Origin of the sequence: Dehalobacter sp. TBBPA1, assembly GCF_040931655.1 — a bacterium.
GTDB classification, from domain to species: Bacteria; Bacillota; Desulfitobacteriia; order Desulfitobacteriales; family Syntrophobotulaceae; genus Dehalobacter; species Dehalobacter restrictus.
Genome location: NZ_CP162385.1, coordinates 1,037,077 through 1,057,679, shown reverse-complemented (window position 1 = coordinate 1,057,679; position 20,603 = coordinate 1,037,077). Strand labels below are relative to the sequence as shown.

The 20,603-nt window shown below is 43.9% G+C and carries 19 protein-coding genes; 4 read left to right on the top strand and 15 right to left on the bottom strand.

The genetic code is table 11. The features are described from left to right. The first annotated feature begins 4 nt into the window (after window positions 1-4). From lgt to hpt, 3 genes are all read left to right on the top strand, one after another. A complete protein-coding gene (gene lgt, locus AB3489_RS05320) occupies window positions 5-775 on the top strand; it encodes a prolipoprotein diacylglyceryl transferase (RefSeq protein WP_368294225.1) in 771 nt (256 codons plus the stop codon). A 91-nt stretch (window positions 776-866) separates the two neighbouring features. Continuing rightward, window positions 867-1,796: a cytidylate kinase family protein gene (locus AB3489_RS05315; protein WP_368294224.1), complete on the top strand. Its 930-nt coding sequence runs from the start codon at window positions 867-869 to the stop codon at window positions 1,794-1,796. Then, window positions 1,793-2,326, top strand: a complete 534-nt coding sequence (gene hpt, locus AB3489_RS05310; RefSeq protein ID WP_021315264.1) for a hypoxanthine phosphoribosyltransferase — start codon at window positions 1,793-1,795, stop codon at window positions 2,324-2,326. The genes AB3489_RS05315 and hpt overlap by 4 nt, the downstream gene beginning before the upstream one ends. Window positions 2,327-2,823: 497 nt before the next feature. Here the strand turns inward: hpt and AB3489_RS05305 are convergent, their stop codons facing one another. The 4 genes from AB3489_RS05305 to fdhD form a co-directional block, all read right to left on the bottom strand. Next, entirely contained in the window at window positions 2,824-3,957 is a 1,134-nt protein-coding gene (locus AB3489_RS05305; protein WP_368294223.1) for a GGDEF domain-containing protein, read from the bottom strand. 218 nt (window positions 3,958-4,175) lie between these two features. Then, window positions 4,176-5,738: a hydroxylamine reductase gene (gene hcp / locus AB3489_RS05300; protein ID WP_368294222.1), complete on the bottom strand. Its 1,563-nt coding sequence runs from the start codon at window positions 5,736-5,738 to the stop codon at window positions 4,176-4,178. Between the two features lie 348 nt (window positions 5,739-6,086). Continuing rightward, window positions 6,087-7,499, bottom strand: coding sequence for an HD domain-containing phosphohydrolase (locus tag AB3489_RS05295; protein WP_368294221.1), 1,413 nt, complete (start codon window positions 7,497-7,499; stop codon window positions 6,087-6,089). Between the two features lie 127 nt (window positions 7,500-7,626). After that, the gene (fdhD, locus tag AB3489_RS05290; RefSeq protein ID WP_368294220.1) at window positions 7,627-8,457 is read right to left on the bottom strand and encodes a formate dehydrogenase accessory sulfurtransferase FdhD; all 831 of its coding nucleotides are present in this window, start codon (window positions 8,455-8,457) and stop codon (window positions 7,627-7,629) included. A gap of 223 nt (window positions 8,458-8,680) precedes the next feature. Between fdhD and AB3489_RS05285 the strand changes: the two genes are divergently transcribed. Beyond that, window positions 8,681-9,112: a ferritin-like domain-containing protein gene (locus tag AB3489_RS05285; RefSeq protein WP_368294587.1), complete on the top strand. Its 432-nt coding sequence runs from the start codon at window positions 8,681-8,683 to the stop codon at window positions 9,110-9,112. Window positions 9,113-9,141: 29 nt separating this feature from the next. Here the strand turns inward: AB3489_RS05285 and AB3489_RS05280 are convergent, their stop codons facing one another. The 11 genes from AB3489_RS05280 to AB3489_RS05230 form a co-directional block, all read right to left on the bottom strand. Continuing rightward, complete coding sequence (locus AB3489_RS05280; protein ID WP_368294219.1) at window positions 9,142-9,411, bottom strand: hypothetical protein; 270 nt, start codon at window positions 9,409-9,411, stop codon at window positions 9,142-9,144. Beyond that, window positions 9,395-9,544, bottom strand: coding sequence for a hypothetical protein (locus AB3489_RS05275; protein WP_368294218.1), 150 nt, complete (start codon window positions 9,542-9,544; stop codon window positions 9,395-9,397). The genes AB3489_RS05280 and AB3489_RS05275 overlap by 17 nt, the downstream gene beginning before the upstream one ends. 232 nt (window positions 9,545-9,776) lie before the next feature. After that, window positions 9,777-10,709 (bottom strand): hypothetical protein, encoded by a 933-nt coding sequence (locus AB3489_RS05270; protein WP_368294217.1) that lies wholly within the window; start codon window positions 10,707-10,709, stop codon window positions 9,777-9,779. A 173-nt stretch (window positions 10,710-10,882) separates the two neighbouring features. Beyond that, window positions 10,883-12,367: an amino acid permease gene (locus AB3489_RS05265; protein ID WP_368294216.1), complete on the bottom strand. Its 1,485-nt coding sequence runs from the start codon at window positions 12,365-12,367 to the stop codon at window positions 10,883-10,885. 108 nt (window positions 12,368-12,475) lie between these two features. Beyond that, on the bottom strand, window positions 12,476-13,771 hold the full coding sequence (locus tag AB3489_RS05260) for a DUF2284 domain-containing protein (RefSeq protein ID WP_368294215.1): 1,296 nt from the start codon (window positions 13,769-13,771) through the stop codon (window positions 12,476-12,478). Window positions 13,772-13,778: 7 nt separating this feature from the next. Beyond that, window positions 13,779-14,150 (bottom strand): hypothetical protein, encoded by a 372-nt coding sequence (locus tag AB3489_RS05255; RefSeq protein ID WP_368294214.1) that lies wholly within the window; start codon window positions 14,148-14,150, stop codon window positions 13,779-13,781. Beyond that, window positions 14,147-14,707, bottom strand: a complete 561-nt coding sequence (locus AB3489_RS05250; RefSeq protein ID WP_368294213.1) for a UbiX family flavin prenyltransferase — start codon at window positions 14,705-14,707, stop codon at window positions 14,147-14,149. The genes AB3489_RS05255 and AB3489_RS05250 overlap by 4 nt, the downstream gene beginning before the upstream one ends. Before the next feature lie 54 nt (window positions 14,708-14,761). Beyond that, on the bottom strand, window positions 14,762-16,513 hold the full coding sequence (locus tag AB3489_RS05245; RefSeq protein WP_368294211.1) for a hydantoinase B/oxoprolinase family protein: 1,752 nt from the start codon (window positions 16,511-16,513) through the stop codon (window positions 14,762-14,764). Beyond that, window positions 16,510-18,585, bottom strand: coding sequence for a hydantoinase/oxoprolinase family protein (locus AB3489_RS05240; RefSeq protein ID WP_368294210.1), 2,076 nt, complete (start codon window positions 18,583-18,585; stop codon window positions 16,510-16,512). The genes AB3489_RS05245 and AB3489_RS05240 overlap by 4 nt, the downstream gene beginning before the upstream one ends. A 40-nt stretch (window positions 18,586-18,625) precedes the next feature. Continuing rightward, a complete protein-coding gene (locus AB3489_RS05235; protein ID WP_368294209.1) occupies window positions 18,626-19,993 on the bottom strand; it encodes a UbiD family decarboxylase in 1,368 nt (455 codons plus the stop codon). Between the two features lie 45 nt (window positions 19,994-20,038). Beyond that, window positions 20,039-20,575, bottom strand: coding sequence for a hypothetical protein (locus tag AB3489_RS05230; protein ID WP_368294208.1), 537 nt, complete (start codon window positions 20,573-20,575; stop codon window positions 20,039-20,041). Between the last annotated feature and the right edge of the window lie 28 nt (window positions 20,576-20,603).

Here is a 20,603-nt window from a genome sequence, read left to right as displayed (position 1 = left end):
TTTCTTGAACCCTATTGCATTTGAAATTGGTCCTTTTTCTATTCATTGGTACGGTATACTGATCGCTCTGGCGTTTTGCGCCGGACTCATTCTCGCGAACTATCATACGAACTATCGCAGGCTGGACCCGGACAAACTTTTTAATCTGCTGATTGTTATGATTCCCGCTGCTCTGATCGGTGCCAGACTATATTATGTCCTGTTCAATTTGCATTATTACATATCTTGTCCGGCGGAAATCGTGGCTGTCTGGCATGGCGGATTAGCCATTCACGGCGGAATTATCGGCGGTTTTCTGGCGGTCTTAGTGGTTACCCGCAGAGATCCGGATTTAAAATTTTGGTCTGTGGCCGATGTTATCGCGCCAAGTCTGGTTATCGGCCAGGCGATTGGCAGATGGGGCAACTTTCTTAATCAGGAAGCACATGGCGGCCCGGTTAGTGAATCCTTTATCAGTAAATTTCCGCATTTTATTCAGCAGGGCATGTATATTGACGGCCAATATTACCATCCGACTTTTTTATATGAGTCTTTATGGGACACTTTGATCTTTTTGTTCTTGTTCTGGCTGATCAGGAAGAAATCAACACCTGACGGCATCATTTTCTTGCTTTATTTATTGCTGTACTCGGCAGGCCGTTTTATTATTGAGAGTCTCAGAACCGACAGTCTGATGCTTGGTCCATTTAAAATAGCCCAAGTCATCAGTATTGCAGCAATTTTGCTTTCGGCCGTTCTTCTCTTTGTAAAACTTAGGAAAAAGAAACCAGTTTAGTCATTTCCAGCGTTCCGACGCTAATTGGCCTGATATGGTATAATAATCTGAGGACTGAACCGGTATCATTACTGCTGTGGGGGTGACTGATTTGGTATTTCTTACAATTTCCAGACAAACAGGAAGCCTGGGGAAAGAAATATCTGGGCTCCTCGCCAAGAAATTGGATCTGCCTCTGATTACACACGATTTTGTTGTGAACCAATGGCTGCCGGAGATTGCCGACAAGCATGAGCTACATATGCTGAAAGAAAGCCCTGGCTTTTATTTGAATCTGTCCTCTCAAGGCCTTACCTTTGCCGAGCATATTGAAAGCAGATTAAAAGGTTATATTTCTGAACAGCCTGCTATCATCTTCGGTCTCGGCGCTCAGGTTATTTTCTCCCGCCATCCTGAAGCGATCCATGTCAGAATCATAGCTTCAGATGAAGTTCGAACCGGCCGGGTCATGCATAATCTCCGTCTGGACCGCTCCAATGCCGAAAGATTCCTGGAGCTGACCGACCGCAAACACAAACGGTATATTTCCACCATTTATCATAGAGACTGGTCTGATCCTTCTCTTTACGGCATTACGCTGAACACAGATTTTATTGGCATCAAAGAAGGCGCTGCATTTCTGGAGTACTATGCCAGAAATAAGCAGCTTTACTCCCCTGCGGCTGAATGTCCTTCTCAGGACGGTAAAAAACCGATTATTTTCAAGCATCCATCCGAAGAGGAATTTGCCGGAATCCTGGATATGTACCACCTTGACTGGGAGTACGAGCCCCGTACGTTCCCGATTCAATGGGATGAAGAGGGTAATGTTACCATGGCGTTTTCACCTGATTTTTACCTACCCAGATTTAATACGTTCATTGAACTGACCACGATGAACCAAAAATATGCTTCAGAAAAAAAGAAAAAGGTTGAGCTGCTCAAACGGCTCTATCCCGGCACCAACATCAACATTGTCTTTAAAAATGATTTTTATTCCCTTTTGGAGAGATTCGGCATTAAGAAAGGACATGCACAATGAATGCTAATGCTGTTGGGAAGATCATTTTCACTGCAGAGGAGATTCAACGGAAAGTCGCCGAAACCGGGCGAATCATTGATACCGACTATCAGGGCAAAGAGCTGGTTGTGATCAGCGTCCTAAAAGGATCGTTTTACTTTTTGGCTGACCTGACCCGGCACCTGACGGTACCCTTAAGCATTGATTTTCTGTCGATCAGGGCCTTCCCTGATGAAACGAATAAAACTGGCATTGTAAGATTTGCGAAAGATCTTGACCTTTCGATCACCGGCAAACATGTTCTTTTAGTAGAAGATGTGGTCGGAACCGGACTTACGCTTGCTTATATCTGCCAGCACCTCGAAGCTGCAAAGCCGGCTAGTCTAAAAATATGCACCCTGCTGGATAATCCCTCGGAAAGGCTCCTCACCATTAACATCGATTATTGCTGTTTTCTTATGCCGGACCAATTTGTAGTTGGATATGGCCTCGATTACCAGGAAAAGTACCGAAACCTTCCGTATATCGCAGCCTACAAGCGCGAAAAATAAAAAAGAAGCTCCAACGAACCTTTATCAATGTATCCCCAGTATTACCCTCAATTTCGTTTCCTGCTATCCATCTTCCTTAAAAGACCTTCGTCTACAGATATTCCGTTTACTCATTACCCACTTCAGTCTGATTTCATTTCGGAATTTGCCTCTTAAAAATTCTTTTTACAGATTTTTTTGAACCAAACCTTCATTTCTATCAATCCCGTTGCAGACTCTTTTCTTCGAAACTCTCCAGATATAGTGAACCTTTTCGTTCACCGACCTAATCATCCAATGATAACATTTTGTTTCCATTTTCAGGCTTCACTGGTATTCCATCTTAGGAATTCCTTGAAGCTTGTTATTATCATACATAAAATACAAGCTTTCGGTCAACCTGCAAATATCGTGATTTAGGCTAAAGTTAATAAAATGTTACGAATTTTCAGTCTATTATACCGGTTTTTCTTTAGCTCATAAAGAATTACTTGCTAAAAGGAATAAAATCCCACGGATCATCGCAAATCCGCTTTTTTTATTCTTTTTTGGCTGTACATCAGATTGTCAACATGGTTCAGAAATTGCTCAATGCTGGCATATTTCATATCGAAGATGTCAGTCCCAAAACTTCCTTCCAGCCTGTAACGCTTTCCGGAAGTTTTATTATACGCTTCAAAAGACACATTGATTCTCTCAATTGTTTTCTCCAGAGCTTCTTTGCTGTCACATTCCATAATTACCGCGAATTCATCGCCACCCATCCTGGCAATAATGTCTGTTTTTCTTAGGACACTTCTTATTAGCCCAACAGCAGTCTGGATCGCTTTGTCCCCTTCGGAATGCCCATATTGGTCATTAATTTGTTTCAGTCCGTCAAGGTCGGCATAAATAAGCCCAAATTTGTCATCGGCCTTATGGTGGATCCTTCGGGAAATGTAATAGTCAAAAGATCCTCTCGTCCATACGCCGGTCAAGTTATCCAGATGAGCCATTCTTTGCTGCAGAAAATAATAAATAATCACGAGGGAAAATGCCGTACAACTCCACATCAGAAGCACACCATAAAATAACGACTGAAGGATCCCTCCGATAATCGGCAATATTCCAAATCCGATCATAGGAATCCATTCCTGCTTAATGATTTTTCCTTTTCTTTTGAGAATATGTATCAGGCTGACTATCAGATAGAAATAGGTAATAACGGCTGAGACAAGAAAAAGTGATCCCCGGTGGTAGACATTCGCACTGTCTATAGTGAAGATAAAACCGTAAATGGGCGATAAGACGGTCAGTACCGTATTGATGACAATCGGAATAAAATACAGGATTTCCCTGGTTTTAAAAATCGTACTATCTGGTTCAGTCCAGCTATAATTAAATTTGTACCATGAATAGGTTAACAGCGGTGCCGTAATAAACAAACATATATGCATCAGCTCGGACACCGGGATCAACCATAACTCAGGGCGTCTGTTGATCATACAGGTCAGCGTTTCAAAAACAAGCTCCAGCATAATGACTAAAGACGTGGTCAGAAATTTTTTATTGATACGATCCTGCCGGTCAAGACTCTGGTAAGCAATTAAAAATACTACCCCCAACAACACCAGGGCAACAAGATTAATATCAATCCGTAAAAATACCTGCATACTTTTTACCAGCCTTTATGTCTAAGATCAGCGCATGAAAATATTATAGCATAATTTCGTGGAATAATTCGCGTAACGTAACGTGATCCAGCAGTCCAAGCGAACATGGATGTGAAACGCAGCTAGGTCATGCTAAATGTGCAAAAAGGGGCTATTAACACCCAAAATGAAATGCTGCCAACACAGTGTCAGCAGCATTCGGATTGAGGTGAGCCCTTTTATTTAGCCAGAATAGCTGTTAAATCATTCTCTGGTGTAGAGATTGGTGTGATATTGAATTTTTCGACCAAAACACTGAGTACATTGGAAGAGAAAAAAGCGGGAACGGATGGTCCGATATAGATATTTTTTATGCCCAGCGCCAGAAGTGTCAGTAAAATACAGACGGCTTTTTGCTCATACCAGGAAAGCACAAGCGTTAAGGGCAGATCGTTTACGCCGCATTCAAAAGCCTTGGCCAATGCAACAGCAACCTGAATAGCGGAATAGGCATCGTTGCATTGACCCATATCCATTAGCCGTGGCAGTCCCCCGATTTCTCCGATATTCAGGTCATTAAAGCGGTATTTCCCGCAGGCAAGTGTCAGTACGACCGTATCTTTCGGAGTTTGTCTGACAAACTCGGTATAGTAGTTTCTGCCGGGTTTCGCGCCATCACAGCCGCCAACCAGGAAGAAATGCTTGATTGCCCCTGCCTTGACGGCATCGATCACTTTATCCGCGACTCCGAGAACAGTATTCCGGGCAAAACCTGTCATCAGCTCGTTTCCGCCGTTGATCCCTGTCCTGTATTGATCTCCGCTGTAGCCGCCAAGTTCAAGCGCCTGCTTAATCAGGGGCGAAAAGTCCTTGACTTTGGCATCCGGGATATGCTTCATTTCGGGATAACCGACGACGGATGTCGTATAAACCCTGTCAGCGTAACTGGCTTTGGGTGGCATCAGACAGTTCGTCGTAAAAAAGATTGGAGCCGGAATATTGTCAAATTCCTTTTGCTGGTTCTGCCAGGCCGTTCCGAAATTGCCCTTCAGATGCACATATTTTTTAAATTCAGGATAGGCGTGAGCTGGGAGCATTTCACCATGGGTATAAATATTGATTCCTTTTCCTTCTGTCTGTTCCAGCAATTGTTTCAGATCGAGCAGGTCATGGCCGGTGATCACAATGAATGGGCCTTTTTCTATGGTTGTTGTAACTTTGGTTGGCACCGGATGACCGAAAGCCGAAGTATTCGCTTCATCGAGCAGCGCCATACAGGCAAGATTGGTTTTGCCGAATTCCATCAGCAACTCCAGCCATTCATCGACGGAATGATCTTCCCCGACAGCTTTCAATCCTTTATAAAAGCAGGCGGTGACTTGAGGATCCTGCTTGCCTAGAACATACGCATGCCAAGCATATGCCGCCATCCCGCGCATGCCTAACAAGAGAGTCGTACGCAGCGAAACGATGTCCGGATCACCATGGAACAAAGCTTCAGGTGCAAAATCTTCCGCCCCGCCAAGTTTGTTTTTCTCTTCAGTTACCTTTTGTATGAAGGCATCAAAATCTTGAGGATCAAAATTAACATTGGTCACTGTGGCAAACAGGCTCTGCATCACCAAAGCATCTGTTTCCGGTGCAGTTTTCCGACCGGATGCTGCTCTGGCCAATCCAATCAGGGCACAAGTGAGTTCATCATGCTTATTAGCTACTTCCGGTTTCTTTCCGCAGACCCCTGCGTTCGTGCATCCTTTTCCACCGGCAGTTTGTTCACATTGAAAACAGAACATCTGAGACATAAGAATTTACCTCCTCTATATTTTGTTTTTAATCGTGGTCTTATTTTTTTAATCATACGTAAAAAACTGCCGGAAATCGGTATCCAAGGTTACAAAAATCAGATGCCATTTTCTTAATATTCTGATAATATTTAATCGCCATATCCGCAGTTATATTCTCTCTTTGAATCATGGAATCATCGTTGAAATTGATAGCAAATTAATTGTGGATAATTGTGTGAATATTGTGAATTATATATATGCAATACGCTTGTTTAATTCATGGAATCAATGGCAATATGTTCGGAGGATCGTGGCTATTGCTAAGATGGTATGATGGAAGAAAGGGTGATGCGTATTACTCGATGTTTATGATGATTTCTCAATAATCTCTTTGAACAAGAGAACCAAATTCGGATCAAACTGCGTTCGGGAACATGATACGATTTCCTTGATTGCCTCAGCTTCAGACAGTGCTTCACGATACGGCCGGTCATTTGTCATCGCATCAAAGGTATCAACAATACTTAAAATTCTGCATTCGATCGGTATCTCCCCTGCTTTCAATCCTAAAGGATAACCTTTTCCGTCCCACCTTTCATGGTGCTTCAGAATCAGGTGTGCAATACTCTTTAATTCTGAGGATTCGGCCGCAATTCTTTCCCCGATCCCGCAATGCGTTTTCATGACCTTCCACTCCTCCTCGTTCAGCTTGGAAGGTTTACACAGGATCCTATCTGGAATTCCCACTTTACCGATATCGTGAAATTTGGTAAGCAACCTGATCCGGTCGAGTTTACTTTGAGGCAGCCGCAGCGCTACACCCATTTGGGTTGCAAGCTCACCCATCCGTTCCGCATAGCCCTCGGTAATATAGTCCTTCGCTTCCAGCGCTCTCATCAGGGTCTTGACCAAATCGTTCCGGTTGCTGGATTCCTTCAATAATTTATTTTGATACATGTTGTTATTTGCTTCCTGAAACATCCATTCTGTATTGACAATACCTGTCCTATGGAAAGAATAGCCCGAAGACAGCGAGATCTTTAATGCATCTGTTTGTTCATTATATTTATGCAGCATTTTATTCATCTGTTTAAGTTGCTGCTCAATCTCCTGGCTGGAGAGTCCCTCGACAATCACGCAAAATTCATCTCCGCCAATACGGGCGATATACCCAATCAATCTGAAGTGGTCATGAATAATCCGGGCTACGGATACAATCACTTCATCCCCTTTCAGATTTCCAAAAGTATCATTAATAATTTTCAACCCATCAATATCAAAGAGCAGCACGGTGAGCTTTTCGAAGCCTTTTCCATGGAATTCAGCCAGTTTGTTGATTAAACAGTGCCGTTTATATAGCTTTGTCAGGCTTTCTCTTTCCGCCATCTCCCTTAACTGCATTTCCATTAGGGTTCTTTCGGTCATATCCCGAACCAGTATTAAGATTTCATTAATCTCTGAGATGTGAATTCGCGATTCAAAATAGTAGTCCCGTCCCTGGTACTTTAACCTAAAATCACAGGTGACCATCTCCCGTTTCTGAACAACCTGATAAATTGCCTCCTGTAATCTCCGAACAATTTCGTTATTTCTTAAGATCTCTAGTGTTAAAGGATCGTCCTTTTTATTGGAGACGGCAAATGGCGAAATATGGCCATCTGAATCGCTGACCAGCATAATGTCCTGAATCGCGGCCATCAAAGCTTTGTTTCGAATATTAATATGCTCAAGATCCAATAACTTTTCCTGCAGCTCGGGATAGTAATTAGAACAATTCAACTTTTTTACCTTATCAGAATATTTCAATAATCTAAACATTCTGTCATTTCAAAGGATTTGTATACTATTTCTACATAAGTTAAGAAATTCCTACTATTCGACAAATTTTTTCAAAATATGCGGAGCATTAGATTTGGCTATCGGAGGTGTCAGCCAGCCTTTCTGGGCAGGCATAAACAGTACCTTTGCCTCCTCTGACATAGCCGAGAAGTGTAATGTTATGTTCCCGGGCAAGCCTGATGGTCGCTGTTGTGGGCGTCGATTTGGAAACTACCACGGGTGCTCCAAGCCTGATCATTTTCATGAGCATTTCCGAAGTAAGTCTGCCGCTGATAAAAACCATGCCATTTGCGGCTAGCTCCATCTTGTTTGCCTTCATCAGTATTCCTGTCATTTTATCGAAGCAGTTGTGCCGGCCAATGTCTTCATTTAGCACTTCAAATCCGTCAGCGTAAAATAAGACACTGTGGACGCCGCCAATCGTATGAAAGATCTCAGACTGCTCAATGAACTTATCCATGATTGTCAAGATATTTCCTGCGGAAAAAGTGGATTTGTTCGTGCTGACGGCGTACTGCGTCTTTTTCAGCGGATTAATGTAGGTATAACACTTGCCACAGCCGGAAGTGATGCTTCTCAGACTTTCGCGTCTGTCAATAACGATTCCTTCTCTAAGTTCAATCAGCACTGCCAGCATTTTCTCATTGTATTCGATGCTTTCAATATCTTCATAAGAACCAATAACACCCTCATTATATAGAAAACCCAGGGCCAACTCCTCGTGGTGCCGGTTCAGACAGAGAACGGAAACAAGCTCCTGTCCATTGACTATCATTTTAAGGGACACTTCGGCGATGACCTTTCTCACCGCTTCTTTCATCACAATGGCATCATTTTCTCTTTGGATTTCTACTACCTCAAATTCTTCGTAGACGATTCCTTCGTCAGCAGCATTCATTGTTTACCCTCCTAGCAGTAATATTGCCATTTTATTTTACCACTAAAATAAGATTTACTGAAATTAATGGGGCATGATTCATGATCAATCCGAATAGATTTCCGTATATTTGCAAGGCATTTTATCAATAATAGAATAGACTTATGAAAGACTTCTTTCAGTACGAACATCAAGACATTGAGGCAGTCAGGTGGTGGAATAAAATCTGGATACTGACGGAATCATCGCAAAGCTCAACTGGTTTTACAGCCTGGAACTGAACCAGGTTGATCTTTATATGGCGCAAAGTAAATTGGTCGAAGATATCTATATCAGCAAAGTATTGGAACGGTCATCTTATATTGAACAGCAGCATGTCGATAACATTGCCGCCCAAATACGGAAATACGGTAGCGAACCGACCATTTTAGGGGATATTATTTCCCCGCTCCTGGGAAAGACCGCCGGGAATATCACTGCTGCGTTTGGAATAGTTTCCCTGCTAAAAGCCGATATTCTTCTGGAGAGAAAAGCAATGAGTGATTATAAAGACTTGATTTTAAAAATCGGAAAAGATCATACGTTGTTTTCTGTCCTGTGGGCCAATCTAGTTGACGAAGATCTGCACACGGCCTGGTTTTTAAATAAAGTTCAGGAACTAGAGGCCTGCCGCTAAATTCCTTATTTTTAGGCAGGAATCTTATTTCACTTAACACCTGCAGTCCGAATCTTCTTTATGATATTTACCAGCCCTTTACCGCCAAATACAAGCCATAACCCCAGAATAATCTGGATGGCCGAGTTCACCAGCTGGCTGATAATTTCATGCCAAGCACTGCTGGTAGGAAGGTCCGACAAAACTGCATAGACGGTTAAAGCTGAAATCAGCGAAGAAATGGCATTGACGAGCAAGATCAGACCGGCTGTCGTCAGTACAATGATTTGAGCACTGTCAAGATCAAAGGTAGGGGACATCATGTCCTCCTTTTTCTCCTTCACGCTCAACCATGAAGCTCGCGAGCTTCTCGGAAAAAATCCAGATTAAGACTCCGATCATGACCGGGAAAGCCATACTCCCCACCCCACTCAGGATGGTCTGTATATTCATTGGTATATAATAAAGGGTCACGGCAGAACTGAAAAAAATCGAGAGGTATAATGATCCAATATATTGAAAGCAAATATGAGTATTACACGCTGGATCGAGAAATTCCTTTAGAAAGAATGTCATATCCTGCCAAACTATGACAATCCTTGCTTTGCTTTAGTGCTTTTGGGTCATAAAAAAGCCAATCTTGCGACTGGCTTACAAGTGTACACCCAATAAATCTAAGACTGGCTTACAAGTGTACACCCAATAAATCTAAGACTGGATCAATAGGATTTACAAAAGTGAAAGTATCCGACCCGGCAAATAATAAACCGACGGCCCAGTTAAACTCATTGAGGACCAATGAACCGCTATCGCCGCCTTGATCAAAGGCAGTAACCATAATTTGATTCTTAAATTTAAGAATCCGTCCGTCATAATCCACATCAATAATGGCGTCTATTACTTGAACGATACCACTGGTCAAACCCGTCGTACGTCCGGATTTTTTCACCAGCATTCCTAATTGCGGCAGCGTTTTACCCTGGACAGTACCAATGCCAAGAATTTCCGGAACTACGAGGCCTTGTCTAAGTGGTTTCGCTACAGCAGCATCAACAACATTGAAACCGTTGTCTTTTAATGGAACATACCTGTAAAGTTTAGCAATTTTATCATTTCTCTTGGTCCCGCCATCCAGTGGTCCAGGCTGAAGGATTGGATCGCCTTTTTTAGCTCGTTTGTCTTTACCATTCGTTGAATTGGCCAAGACATGATTGTTGGATAAAATCAGTTTTTTGCCTGTAAAATTATCATAAACCACAACTCCAAGAGTTCCGGCTGTAATCTTATAGTGGCCGATGCTTACCCCTCCTGGCGCGGGCCGCCAGCTGGATTTGCGGGATACATTATCTTCAGCTTCCCTAATTGGCCCTTCTTCCTGAATTCTATGAGCAGAGACCTTCCCGACCTCGATAACATCGGTAACAAATCCTTCAATAGATTTTAGAACAACATGTCGTCTGATTAACTCCGTTTGCGTTACTTTCCGACTTACCATTACGACAATCGCCTTTTGATCAGTCAGTTTTCCTTTGACCTCTTTTAGTCCGTAGCCGATTCCCACCACATTGTTTAGCGAAAGAAGATAATCAATTGCTTTTTGACTAAGATATTTATTCATCTTAAGCTCTTAACCTCCCCTAATCGGCGCTTACCAATTAGTTAACCATATTTTGCTATATAGTATGGGAGGCTAAATTATAGTGTGACAAGCTTAGGCAGAGGCTAAAATGCTTTCCATGGAAATCTCTTCACTATTCGCTAGCGCTGTAGCAGTTTTGGAATGCTCATTGTTTAAGGTAATTCGTCCTTTCTTGGCTGGCATTCTTGCTTTCTGTCTGCCTGAAAATCCACTTTTTCTATTAAATCTCTGGAGAATTCGACGGACAGTTTCGTTTTACAGGTATTATTGTTTAATCGTTTATTATTGGCTCTATTAGCGTTATTTGTTTGTAGTTTATTGATCCTAGTTAGAAACATATAGAGGACATAAAACACAGCAATCATGATTATCCCGGCAATAAGTCCTGTTCCCTGCCCGGAGATAAATGGCATACTGATGATAATCATGATCAGACTCAGAAAAACAATCCAGCTAGAATAAGGGTATAAAGGCATCTGACACTTCCCTGATGGCGGACACCCATATTTTTTTCGAAAGCGTAAGTGAGTCGCCATAATTACCGCATACGTAAATAACAAAGCAAACCCACCAGAGCTTATCAAAAATAAGTACACACTTGGGAGCATAAGACCAATGCCCAATCCCGCAAGCATGGCTAAACCAGAAATCAGTATTCCCCGATACGGGACGTTTCTCCGGTCCTTTAACCACCTGGGTGCCTGGCCTTCTTCGGCAAGAGAACGCATCATTCTGCCCAGACCAAACATCGCTGCCAACATGGTGGAAAGTATCGCTGTTATGAGTACAAAGTTAATGGCGTTGCCCGCCCAGCTGATTCCCCATCTATCAAGCGCAGCTACCATGGGACTGAATTTTTCACTCAGACTGGAGGTCGGGATTAACGGAAGCAGCACAGCAATAGAGACAATATAAAATCCTACTAGAATTAATACTGTATGGGAAATTGCTTTGGGAATCGTTTTTGTTGGATTGTCAGCTTCCGAAGCAGCCAGTCCGATGATTTCAAAACCCGCATAGGAAAATATGACGATAAGCATACTCCCTGCTATCCCTTTTATTCCCGCCGGCATCAAAGGTTCCCTGACTAATTCTCCGACACCAATTTGGGAAACAGTCGAAAATAATCCCATGATTAAAAGTAAGGCGATGATAATAAACGAAGCCAGGGCTAATAGCTTAACGGCAGCCAGACCACTCTCGAGCTTACTTAATTTATCAGCTCCCAATAAATTTAGCAGCGTGACGCTTACAATAATTAAGCTTCCCAATCCGGCTATGGATATATTGGGAACCCATTCGCGCATCAGGATCGATACAGCAGTAGCCTCACTGGACATAGCCAAAACCATCCCAGCCCAATATACCCAACCAACTACAAAACCGGTTCCTTTCCCAAAGGTTTGGGCTGCAAAAGTACGAAAGGAGCCGACATCAGGATTTGCAACCGTCATTTCCGACAATGCAAAAAGGATAAAATAAACGATGACTCCGCCAAGAATAAAGGAAACGATAATTGAAGGTCCTGCAGCATTAATCGCTACCGATGAGCCCAAAAAAAAGGAGCCTCCGATTACTGTTCCCAAAGCCATCATTGTAAGCTGCCAAACAGATAATCCCTTATGTTTTTTCTTCATTATTGTATTCTCCATATTCAGGTTTGTGATTTCCATTATTATTTCTCAAAATCACAAATACATTCTGTTTGGAGATAACAATTCAATCCAGCTAAAGAAACCTATCATTTATTCCAGAAGTAACAGTCCAAAGTATTTAACGAATTCCTGTTTATCTTTTAAGGTTCGCATTGTAAAGCCTTGCTTAGAAACAGTGGCAAAAACATCAATACCGGCGCTTTCCATAGAGGGACGGGTCACTGTACACTTCTTGGGCGATGCTGGCGGTTTGCACTCGCTGCAAATATGGCATGGTCCTGCCCAAAAAGAGAATGCTTTGTAGAATCCATGTTTAAAAGCTAATTTCTCTGCATTCAGCATTAGTTTTTGAAAATCACTTGTCGGCGGCTGGCCTTCAATCAGAAAAGCTTTGGTATAGCCGTCTAATTTCACCCTCGTTTCCTCATAGGAAGGGCTATTTGGCGGACAGCACTTTTCCCCATAGCTGGAGCATCCGTAACGGCAATGATCTTTTGCCCAGTGGGCCGTAACAACATCCTGAGGATTGATCATCGTGATGGACTGAATGGGCAGTCTTTTTAATCTTGCGTAGATTTGCGCTTCTTTTGTTATGGCCAGCTCCTCTAATTTGTGCTTATTCTTGGATGCAAAAATCACCGAAATATCACGGGTGAGGGGTAATAAAGGTGTCTGATGCATCTGCTTTTTCGTAAAAAATGCAGCCACATCTTTCTCTGAAAGGATGTTTACCGAAAACATAGAGCTGTCTTTTTGTTGAAGGTCATTCTCATTAAGGTAATTATGATATAAGTTCATCGCAGTGTTTAAAGAGTATTCCCCGGAAAACGCCCCCATGACACCAATAATTCCGTTATGGATAATGCTTTCCGCGTGTTTTTCGTAATTTTCGCCTGTGATAATCAGCTCATAAGGCGATTGATCATCAAAAGAAATTTCTTTACATTGCTCCAACATAAACTTTTGAATTAACGGAGAAAAAATATCAGCAGAAAATCCCTCAAAGAGGACATTCCCCCTAAAAGATGCTAACATGGGCAAAAGTTTTTCCGCGATAAAGATGCCGCTGATTTTACCGCTTTTTAAAGCGTCCAGGCTAAAAAAAGGACTTGTTGCCGTAAGATATTTTGCGCTGACGGGGGCATTGCACAGATAGCCTTCTTTCCTAATGATTAGACCCATTTTGTCTAAAACGTCGAGGAAAAGAAACGTTCCTTTCGCATCGAGATGAAGGCAATTGGTCAGATCACCGAAAGATTTACCTTCTTCAATCGCGGTAAAAATATCACATGCCATCGCCTTCTGAAGAATCGCTGCTGTTTGCTGTTCCGCTTTGACCTTCAATAAAAAGTCATAGTCATTGTTTTGATAATCAATTTTGTTCATGCCGGTATCATCCTTTAATTATTTTGCCATCGGTTCTCTTTGCATAGTTCTCTTTCAAATACGTAATCACTTTTTGGATTCCCTGCTGATGATTTAGCAACACAATCTCAATTTCTTCTTTGGTCATATTGTCTTGATGAAATCCTGCAGCTACCAAGCAAATGCAGTTAAAAAGCTTGGAAACATCCTGTGCCAGAGTTCCGGCCAGGACGTCATCACGGTGGCCTTCTACGGCATACTTTGTAACCGTGCCGCAGTTTCCGACCGCTGCACTGCCGATATGTTGTTTCCCTCCGGTAACGGTAATTAGAATGTCGTGTCCTATGATGGATATCTCGTAGGACAGGGCAAGCTTGTCTTGTCCGATGGTTATTTTCATTGGTCACTTCTCCATCTTTCATAGAGATTATGAGGAACTCTCAACAAATCCAACACCTTGCCGACACTTTGATTTACAATATCGTCAATGGTTTTGGGCCGGTGGTAAAAAGCCGGTACGGGCGGGATGAGTATGCCGCCCGCTTCTGTTACGGTCGTCATATTTTTTAGATGAATGGACGAAAGCGGTGTTTCTCTGACCATCAATAAGAGAGGACGCCGCTCTTTCAAGGCCACGTCGGAAGCGCGGACAATCAGATTATCGCTGTAGCCATTCGCAATCCCGGACAGAGTCTTCATACTGCAAGGTGCGACAATGGTCGCCTCGATCCCGTAAGAACCGCTGGCAACAGCGGCAGCTAAGTCGTTATGGTCGTATACTTTGTCTGCTAAAGATTGGACGTAGCCAACAGCATAATCCGTTTCCAGCGAGAGCGTTTCTTTGGCCCACCCGCTCATGATCAGGGAAACATGATGCTCTGTCTCTTTGAGGACTTCCAATAGACGTACGCCGTAGATCACCCCGGTGGCACCGGTCATTGCAACAAGAATTTTCATTACTTATCAGTCCTTACCTTATCCTTATCCTTGTTTTTGTCGCCTTATTTTTTCTTACACTCTTTTATTCCCATTTTTACTGTTTCTGAATTGGTTCGTTTGATCATAGTCGATGCCTGTTTTCGTGATGACAACACCATAAATTTCTTTAGCCGTTTTGATGGAGATGATCTCATCCAAAACATCCGCATATACCTTTTCTACCGGGCGGTCCAGCGGTTTGCCCCATCCGCCGCCGCCGCAGGAACTCAGCATGACCTGGTCACCTTTGGCAACACATCTTGGCGCTTCTTTACTTGCCATAACGACCGGTTCCCCCTGATGAATAAAAACCCCTTTATTTAAACTCCCTTGGTTTCCGCCATTTAAACCGTAAGGTGCAAATTTCATCCCATCCCCAAAATTTACGATATGGCTGCCTTCATCGTATAGCTCAAACGCATATTTCATCCCTGCTCCGCCGCGATATTCTCCGGCACCGGCCGTATCCGTTTCCATTTCATGATAAAGGGTGATGTGCGGATATTGAATTTCGTTGGATTCAATATCCGGCGTTTTGACACCACCGAAATTAGACATGGGCGACATATAGGATTTTCCGTCTCTTCCTTGCATGGCGCCGCCGCTTCCGGTCGAGCAAAACGAAAACCCAACGTAATAGCGGTTATTCCTCGGATCGGTACCATAATAAGAAGGGCCTGCATAGCGCGTATATCCCGCAGGAACCCTTCCGGGGACTGCTTGATTCAATGCCTGAAAAATGGCGCCGATTATTTCACTGGCCGGGGTTAAGGTGCAAAGCGTCATGGGTGCCGGTTCATATGGATTTACTAAAGATCCTTTGGGCAAATGGACATCGATGCAGCGGAAGGCACCATCATTTCTGGGAATATCGTCGCCTAAAAACCAAAGTACCGCAATACCCGAAGCAGTCGTCGCTGTGACCACTGAAGTATTGATAAAGCCTTTGACCTGCGGGTCTGTCCCTGCGAAATCAACCAAAAGACGTTCGCCTTCTACTTTCACTGCAATCTCAATTTTAACAGGTTCTTCTTGAAAACCGTCATCATCAATGTATTCGGTCGCCCGGTAAATACCGTCAGGAATCTCTCTTATCCGCTTCTTCGTGAGCATTTCGGTTTGTTCCAGGGTTTCGGCAATGGCTTTGTTCACGACAGCGGGCGTATAAGCTTCCACCATCTCCAGAATGCGCTTCGCAGCAACTTTGTTGGCGCCGATCTGGGCTAAGAGGTCGCTTTTGAGCATGTTGGGATTACGGGTATTGATTAAAATCAGATCTAAAATTTCACCCATGAATTCGTTGTTGCGCATTAGTTTTGTCGGGGGGATTCGAATTCCTTCCTGAAATATTTCGGTTGCCTTGGGATTATAGCTGCCCGCGGTGGAACCTCCGATATCCCCGTGATGGGCGCGGCTGACACAGAAAAACATTAAATTGTCCTCAAAAAAGACAGGGGTAATGATTCCGATATCAGGCAGGTGATTTCCACCGTCATAGGGATCATTGATGATAAAAACATCACCGTTTGTGATGCTATTCGGATATTTCCGCAAAACAGATTTGACGCTGAAGGAGCCTGCTGTCGCCAAAATCGGAATACCGCTTAACTGAGAGACCAATTGACCGTCTCGATCACAAATACAACAAGCAAAGTCACAGGCTTCGGCGAAGATCGGGGAATGGGCGGAATGCTCCAAGGCGAGTCCCATTTCTTTGGTGATACTATCGAGACGATTGGCGATAACGGTGCGGTTAATCATATCTTCCGTCGTTGTCCTTGTCATGCTTCTGTACCTTCTTTTGTTATCGATAAAACACCGTTCTTAACCGGTTTGCCTGCAAAGCCAGCGGGAATCAAAACCGTGGTGTAGTCAAAATTAATCAGAGCCGGGCCGTTGATACTTTTTGTACCATTGCCGGTTAAATCACCGGCGTGGTAGACAGGGACGGAGATTTCGCCCGTTTGTCCGAAGGGGTTCCCTGCCACTGTCCTATTCGCTAAGAGAATGTCATTCTCAGGGAACGGAAAACGTGTGTTCTCCTTCTCCCGTTCCACACAAGCCAGATGGATATTCATGATTTCCCATTCCTTGTCTGTTTCAACATATTCATAGATGCTTTCGTGGGTACGATTGAAGGCGATTTCTAAAGCATCCCGGCTCTCTGAGGTAAACGTTCCCTGCCAGGGTATTGCTATTTCATGGTGCTGTCCGATGTAACGCATTTCCAGGGTAAGTCGGAAATTCTGCTCATTTTCCGGTACTCCCAAACGCCCGAGCTCCGCTTTTCCTTCTTTTTTCATGTCGGAAATAACCACGTTAATCTTCGATGGGTCCCATTGTCCCTTTTCCATAAAGAAACTTCGCGTGAAATCACAACGACGGGTTGCCCCTAACATACCCCATGCACAAAAGACAGGACCGGTGACCGGAAATAAGACTTCTTTCATATGCAGCGCATCCATCATGTTGGCTGCAAACAACGGAAAAGCTCCTCCCGCGCCGATCAAGGAGAATTTTCTGGGGTCATTGCCTTTTTGGATTGTGACAAGACGCACCGCATCAGCCATCATCTCAGTAGCAATCCGGTAAATGATATTGGCCCCTTCTGTCGCAGAGATATCCAGCGGCGCAGCAACTTTGTCGTGAATCACTTTTTCAGCCAGCTTCTTATTAAGGCCCATTTGACCACCGAGGAAACTATCTTCATCGATCAGTCCCAAAACAACCAAAGCATCCGTAACCGTAGGCTCGGTCCCGCCTAAACCGTAACAGGCAGGGCCTGGAACTGATCCGGCGGAGTCCGGTCCCACCAACAATCTTCCGCTTTCGTCCAGACGGGCAATGCTACCCCCGCCGGCTCCAATGGAAGTGATGTCAATGGTCGGGATCGATAACGGATAGCCAGCAATCTTCGATTGGGGGATCAGCTGATTTTTACTGTCTGCCACATGCACATCAAAACTGGTCCCCCCCATATCTGCCAACACCGTATAGGGCTTTTCTGTCATTTTCCCGATGGCTTCATTGCCGCAGGCACCGCCGGCAGGTCCAGAAAAAAGGGTTCTGACAGCGAAACTGGACATCGCATCCGTATCGCTTAAGCCACCGCTGTTCATCATCATGTGAATCGGTTTGCCCCAGCCATATTGGGCCAGTTCTTTTTTGACGGTGCGGAGATAATCTTGAAGAACCGGCGTCAGATAAGCATTGAGAACCGTCGTGGAAGTTCTTTCATACTCTCTGATTTTTGGCGCTACGTCCGAAGAGAGCGCCACGAAAACGCCGGGTAGTTCTTCTCGAATAATTTCTGCTGTTCTTTTTTCATGTTCCGGATTTAGAAAAGAAAAAAGGTAACAAACCGCAATGCTCTGTACGCCGTATGCCTTGCATTTCAGACAAGCATTTCGGACAGCTTGTTCATCCAGCACTTTAAGGATGTCCCCTTTGTAGTCCATACGCTGCGCAATACCCAAGCGCAGTCTGCGCGGAACCAGTACATCCGGCGTTTCCGCTCGCAGATCCCATTGATTTTCAAGCTGAGAACGGCGTATCTCCAGCGCATCACGGAACCCCTCCGTGGTAAAAAGTGCAGTAACCGCGCCTTTTTTTTCTAAAAGGGCGTTTAAAGCTAAGGTGGTGCCGTGAATGATTTGTTCCGTTTCTGAGAGGAGTGTCTCTAAATCCGTATGCCAGGCATCTGCTAATTTTTTTAAGCCAGCGATCATCCCCTGGGCAAGATGGTTATGATCCGTGAGATTTTTGACAAAGACCGTTTTGGGTTCACTGTTTTGAAACATCCCTACCGCAGTGTAGTCGGTAAATGTACCTCCTGTATCAATGGCAATTTTAATCATATGCTCATCCTTTAACCGGTATATTTAAAATACGCATCCCTTATCTGGCATATTTAAGAAGCCGCTGCACTGCTTTTTTGACGTCATCGTTCATCTCGATTTTAGGAGCAAAGCCGCTTAACGGTTTTGTGGCATCAATCCCCATTTTAGAAGTACGGCTCAGTTCATCCGTCGAGGGGTCAAGGGTCACACCCATTCCCAGGTGCTGCGGCAAAATGGAAACGCCTTTATCCGCTTGTAACCGAGTGGCAAGTGCCCATAGGACTTCCTCTTCGTTAAAGACGTCAACATCTTCATCCACCACAATGACCATTTTAATATTGTGGTCGACCGCCAAAGCGGCGTAAATCGCTTGCATTGGCTGACCTTCGGCAATTTTTTTCATAGAAATATAGCAATGAAAAAGTCCGCAGGCGGAAAAAGGTGCATGAACTGCTTTAATATTCGGCAAGGTCTGATGTAAAGCGTTTAAAACATCGCCTTCTCTCTGAATGGCCACAACCGTGATATGCTCACTGCTCATCCCAGGCGTTAAATCATGATAAAAAGCGTTTTGCCGGTAGCGGATGGCTTTGACTTTAAAGACATTTTCCGTACTGCGATAGCAGGCGTAATTGGTAAATTCAGCGAAAGGACCTTCCTGTTCCCGTACGTCAGCCAATATTTCACCTTCCAGGACAATTTCCGCGTAGGCCGGAACCTGCAAATTGACCGTTGCGCAAGGTGCAACCTCTAATGGTTCACCGAAAAGTCCGGCAATCGCACCATATTTTCCCTGGTCATAGGGGACGAGGGCCATCGATCCCAAGGCAATATTGGGATGAACACCAATCACGATTGCGGCTTCCAGGCTCTGTCCTCTTTCTTCGCTTCTTCGGAAATATTCCCAGAGCCTTTGACGGGAATGGAGTGAAATCCCTAAGGTATTCTTGTTTTTTAACTGCATGCGGTGGAAACCTAAGGTTTCCACACCGCTTACAGGGTCTTTGGCAACACACAGTCCGGAGGTCACATAGGGTCCGGCGTCAATCGGAAAGTGGGTCGGAATCGGAAGCTTATAGAGATCAATCTCATCACCGGTGATACAATGCTCAGCAAAAGGAGGGTTCTCAATAACTTTGACCTCTTCAATCCGTTTTTTGATACGCTGGGCATAGGTCTCAGAAACTTTAGACGCTTCGACACCCAGGCCTTTGCCAAACCGTTCTCTGGTGCTTAAGATACTGGTCACCACAGGAAACGCACTGTTTTCTACTTGATCGAAAACCATGACGGGATAACGGTGCTCTTTTTCCAGTTCCATAATGAGAGTGCTGATTTCATACGCTCTTTTGACTTCTTCCGTGACATGCTTCACTTCACCATCCTGTTCCAGCTGCTTCAAAAAATCTCTTAAGTCTTGGCTCATATCCTAACCTCTTTTCTTACTGCATTGTCTCCCGCAAATGATTCTTTACTGGGCTAAACCTGATTTTTTAATGCTGTCATACACCAATTTTGTGATGACTGTGGAAAGAGGCCAGCAGACTGCAATGGTAATCAAGGCTTCAACAACGGCAACCTTAACAGGTAACTGGTAAATATAAATTAATCCGATACAAACAACAGCATTCCCCAAAACATTACAAAGGAATTGAGCGAAAATGTGGTGCCCCCATTTTTCCATAGAATATTTGGCCGCCACGAAGGATACGGCAAGTGACCCGATAGCATTCGCAAAGATAAAAGCAATCCACAGCGGACTGTACCAAATGGAAATGATAGCTTCAACTTCCCCGGCAATGATCCCTGCAGGCTGTTTATAAAGCAGAACAATGAGGGCTGTAAAGGAAGCCCAGACCGTACCGTTAATTAAGTACATGCCTGCTTTGCCTGTGGGAAGAAGGTTGTCAATAAACCCTGTCGCCTGACAGGCTATGACAAAGACAATCCCTAAGAGAATGGACCCTACGAGCGCTTTGGTGTCGGTTCTTAAAAATTTGTTTTTCATAATGTCCTCCTAAAATTATATTTTTTAA

Bases quoted from the DNA above. Each gene is read 5' to 3' on its own strand.
- hpt (WP_021315264.1), top strand. From the start codon at position 1,793: ATGAATGCTAATGCTGTTGGGAAGATCATTTTCACTGCAGAGGAGATT.
- AB3489_RS05305 (WP_368294223.1), bottom strand. From the start codon at position 3,957: ATGCAGGTATTTTTACGGATTGATATTAATCTTGTTGCCCTGGTGTTG.
- hcp (WP_368294222.1), bottom strand. From the start codon at position 5,738: ATGTCTCAGATGTTCTGTTTTCAATGTGAACAAACTGCCGGTGGAAAA.
- fdhD (WP_368294220.1), bottom strand. From the start codon at position 8,457: ATGAATGCTGCTGACGAAGGAATCGTCTACGAAGAATTTGAGGTAGTA.
- AB3489_RS05280 (WP_368294219.1), bottom strand. From the start codon at position 9,411: ATGTCCCCTACCTTTGATCTTGACAGTGCTCAAATCATTGTACTGACG.
- AB3489_RS05275 (WP_368294218.1), bottom strand. From the start codon at position 9,544: ATGAATATACAGACCATCCTGAGTGGGGTGGGGAGTATGGCTTTCCCG.
- AB3489_RS05270 (WP_368294217.1), bottom strand. From the start codon at position 10,709: ATGAATAAATATCTTAGTCAAAAAGCAATTGATTATCTTCTTTCGCTA.
- AB3489_RS05265 (WP_368294216.1), bottom strand. From the start codon at position 12,367: ATGAAGAAAAAACATAAGGGATTATCTGTTTGGCAGCTTACAATGATG.
- AB3489_RS05260 (WP_368294215.1), bottom strand. From the start codon at position 13,771: ATGAACAAAATTGATTATCAAAACAATGACTATGACTTTTTATTGAAG.
- AB3489_RS05255 (WP_368294214.1), bottom strand. From the start codon at position 14,150: ATGAAAATAACCATCGGACAAGACAAGCTTGCCCTGTCCTACGAGATA.
- AB3489_RS05250 (WP_368294213.1), bottom strand. From the start codon at position 14,707: ATGAAAATTCTTGTTGCAATGACCGGTGCCACCGGGGTGATCTACGGC.
- AB3489_RS05245 (WP_368294211.1), bottom strand. From the start codon at position 16,513: ATGACAAGGACAACGACGGAAGATATGATTAACCGCACCGTTATCGCC.
- AB3489_RS05240 (WP_368294210.1), bottom strand. From the start codon at position 18,585: ATGATTAAAATTGCCATTGATACAGGAGGTACATTTACCGACTACACT.
- AB3489_RS05235 (WP_368294209.1), bottom strand. From the start codon at position 19,993: ATGAGCCAAGACTTAAGAGATTTTTTGAAGCAGCTGGAACAGGATGGT.
- AB3489_RS05230 (WP_368294208.1), bottom strand. From the start codon at position 20,575: ATGAAAAACAAATTTTTAAGAACCGACACCAAAGCGCTCGTAGGGTCC.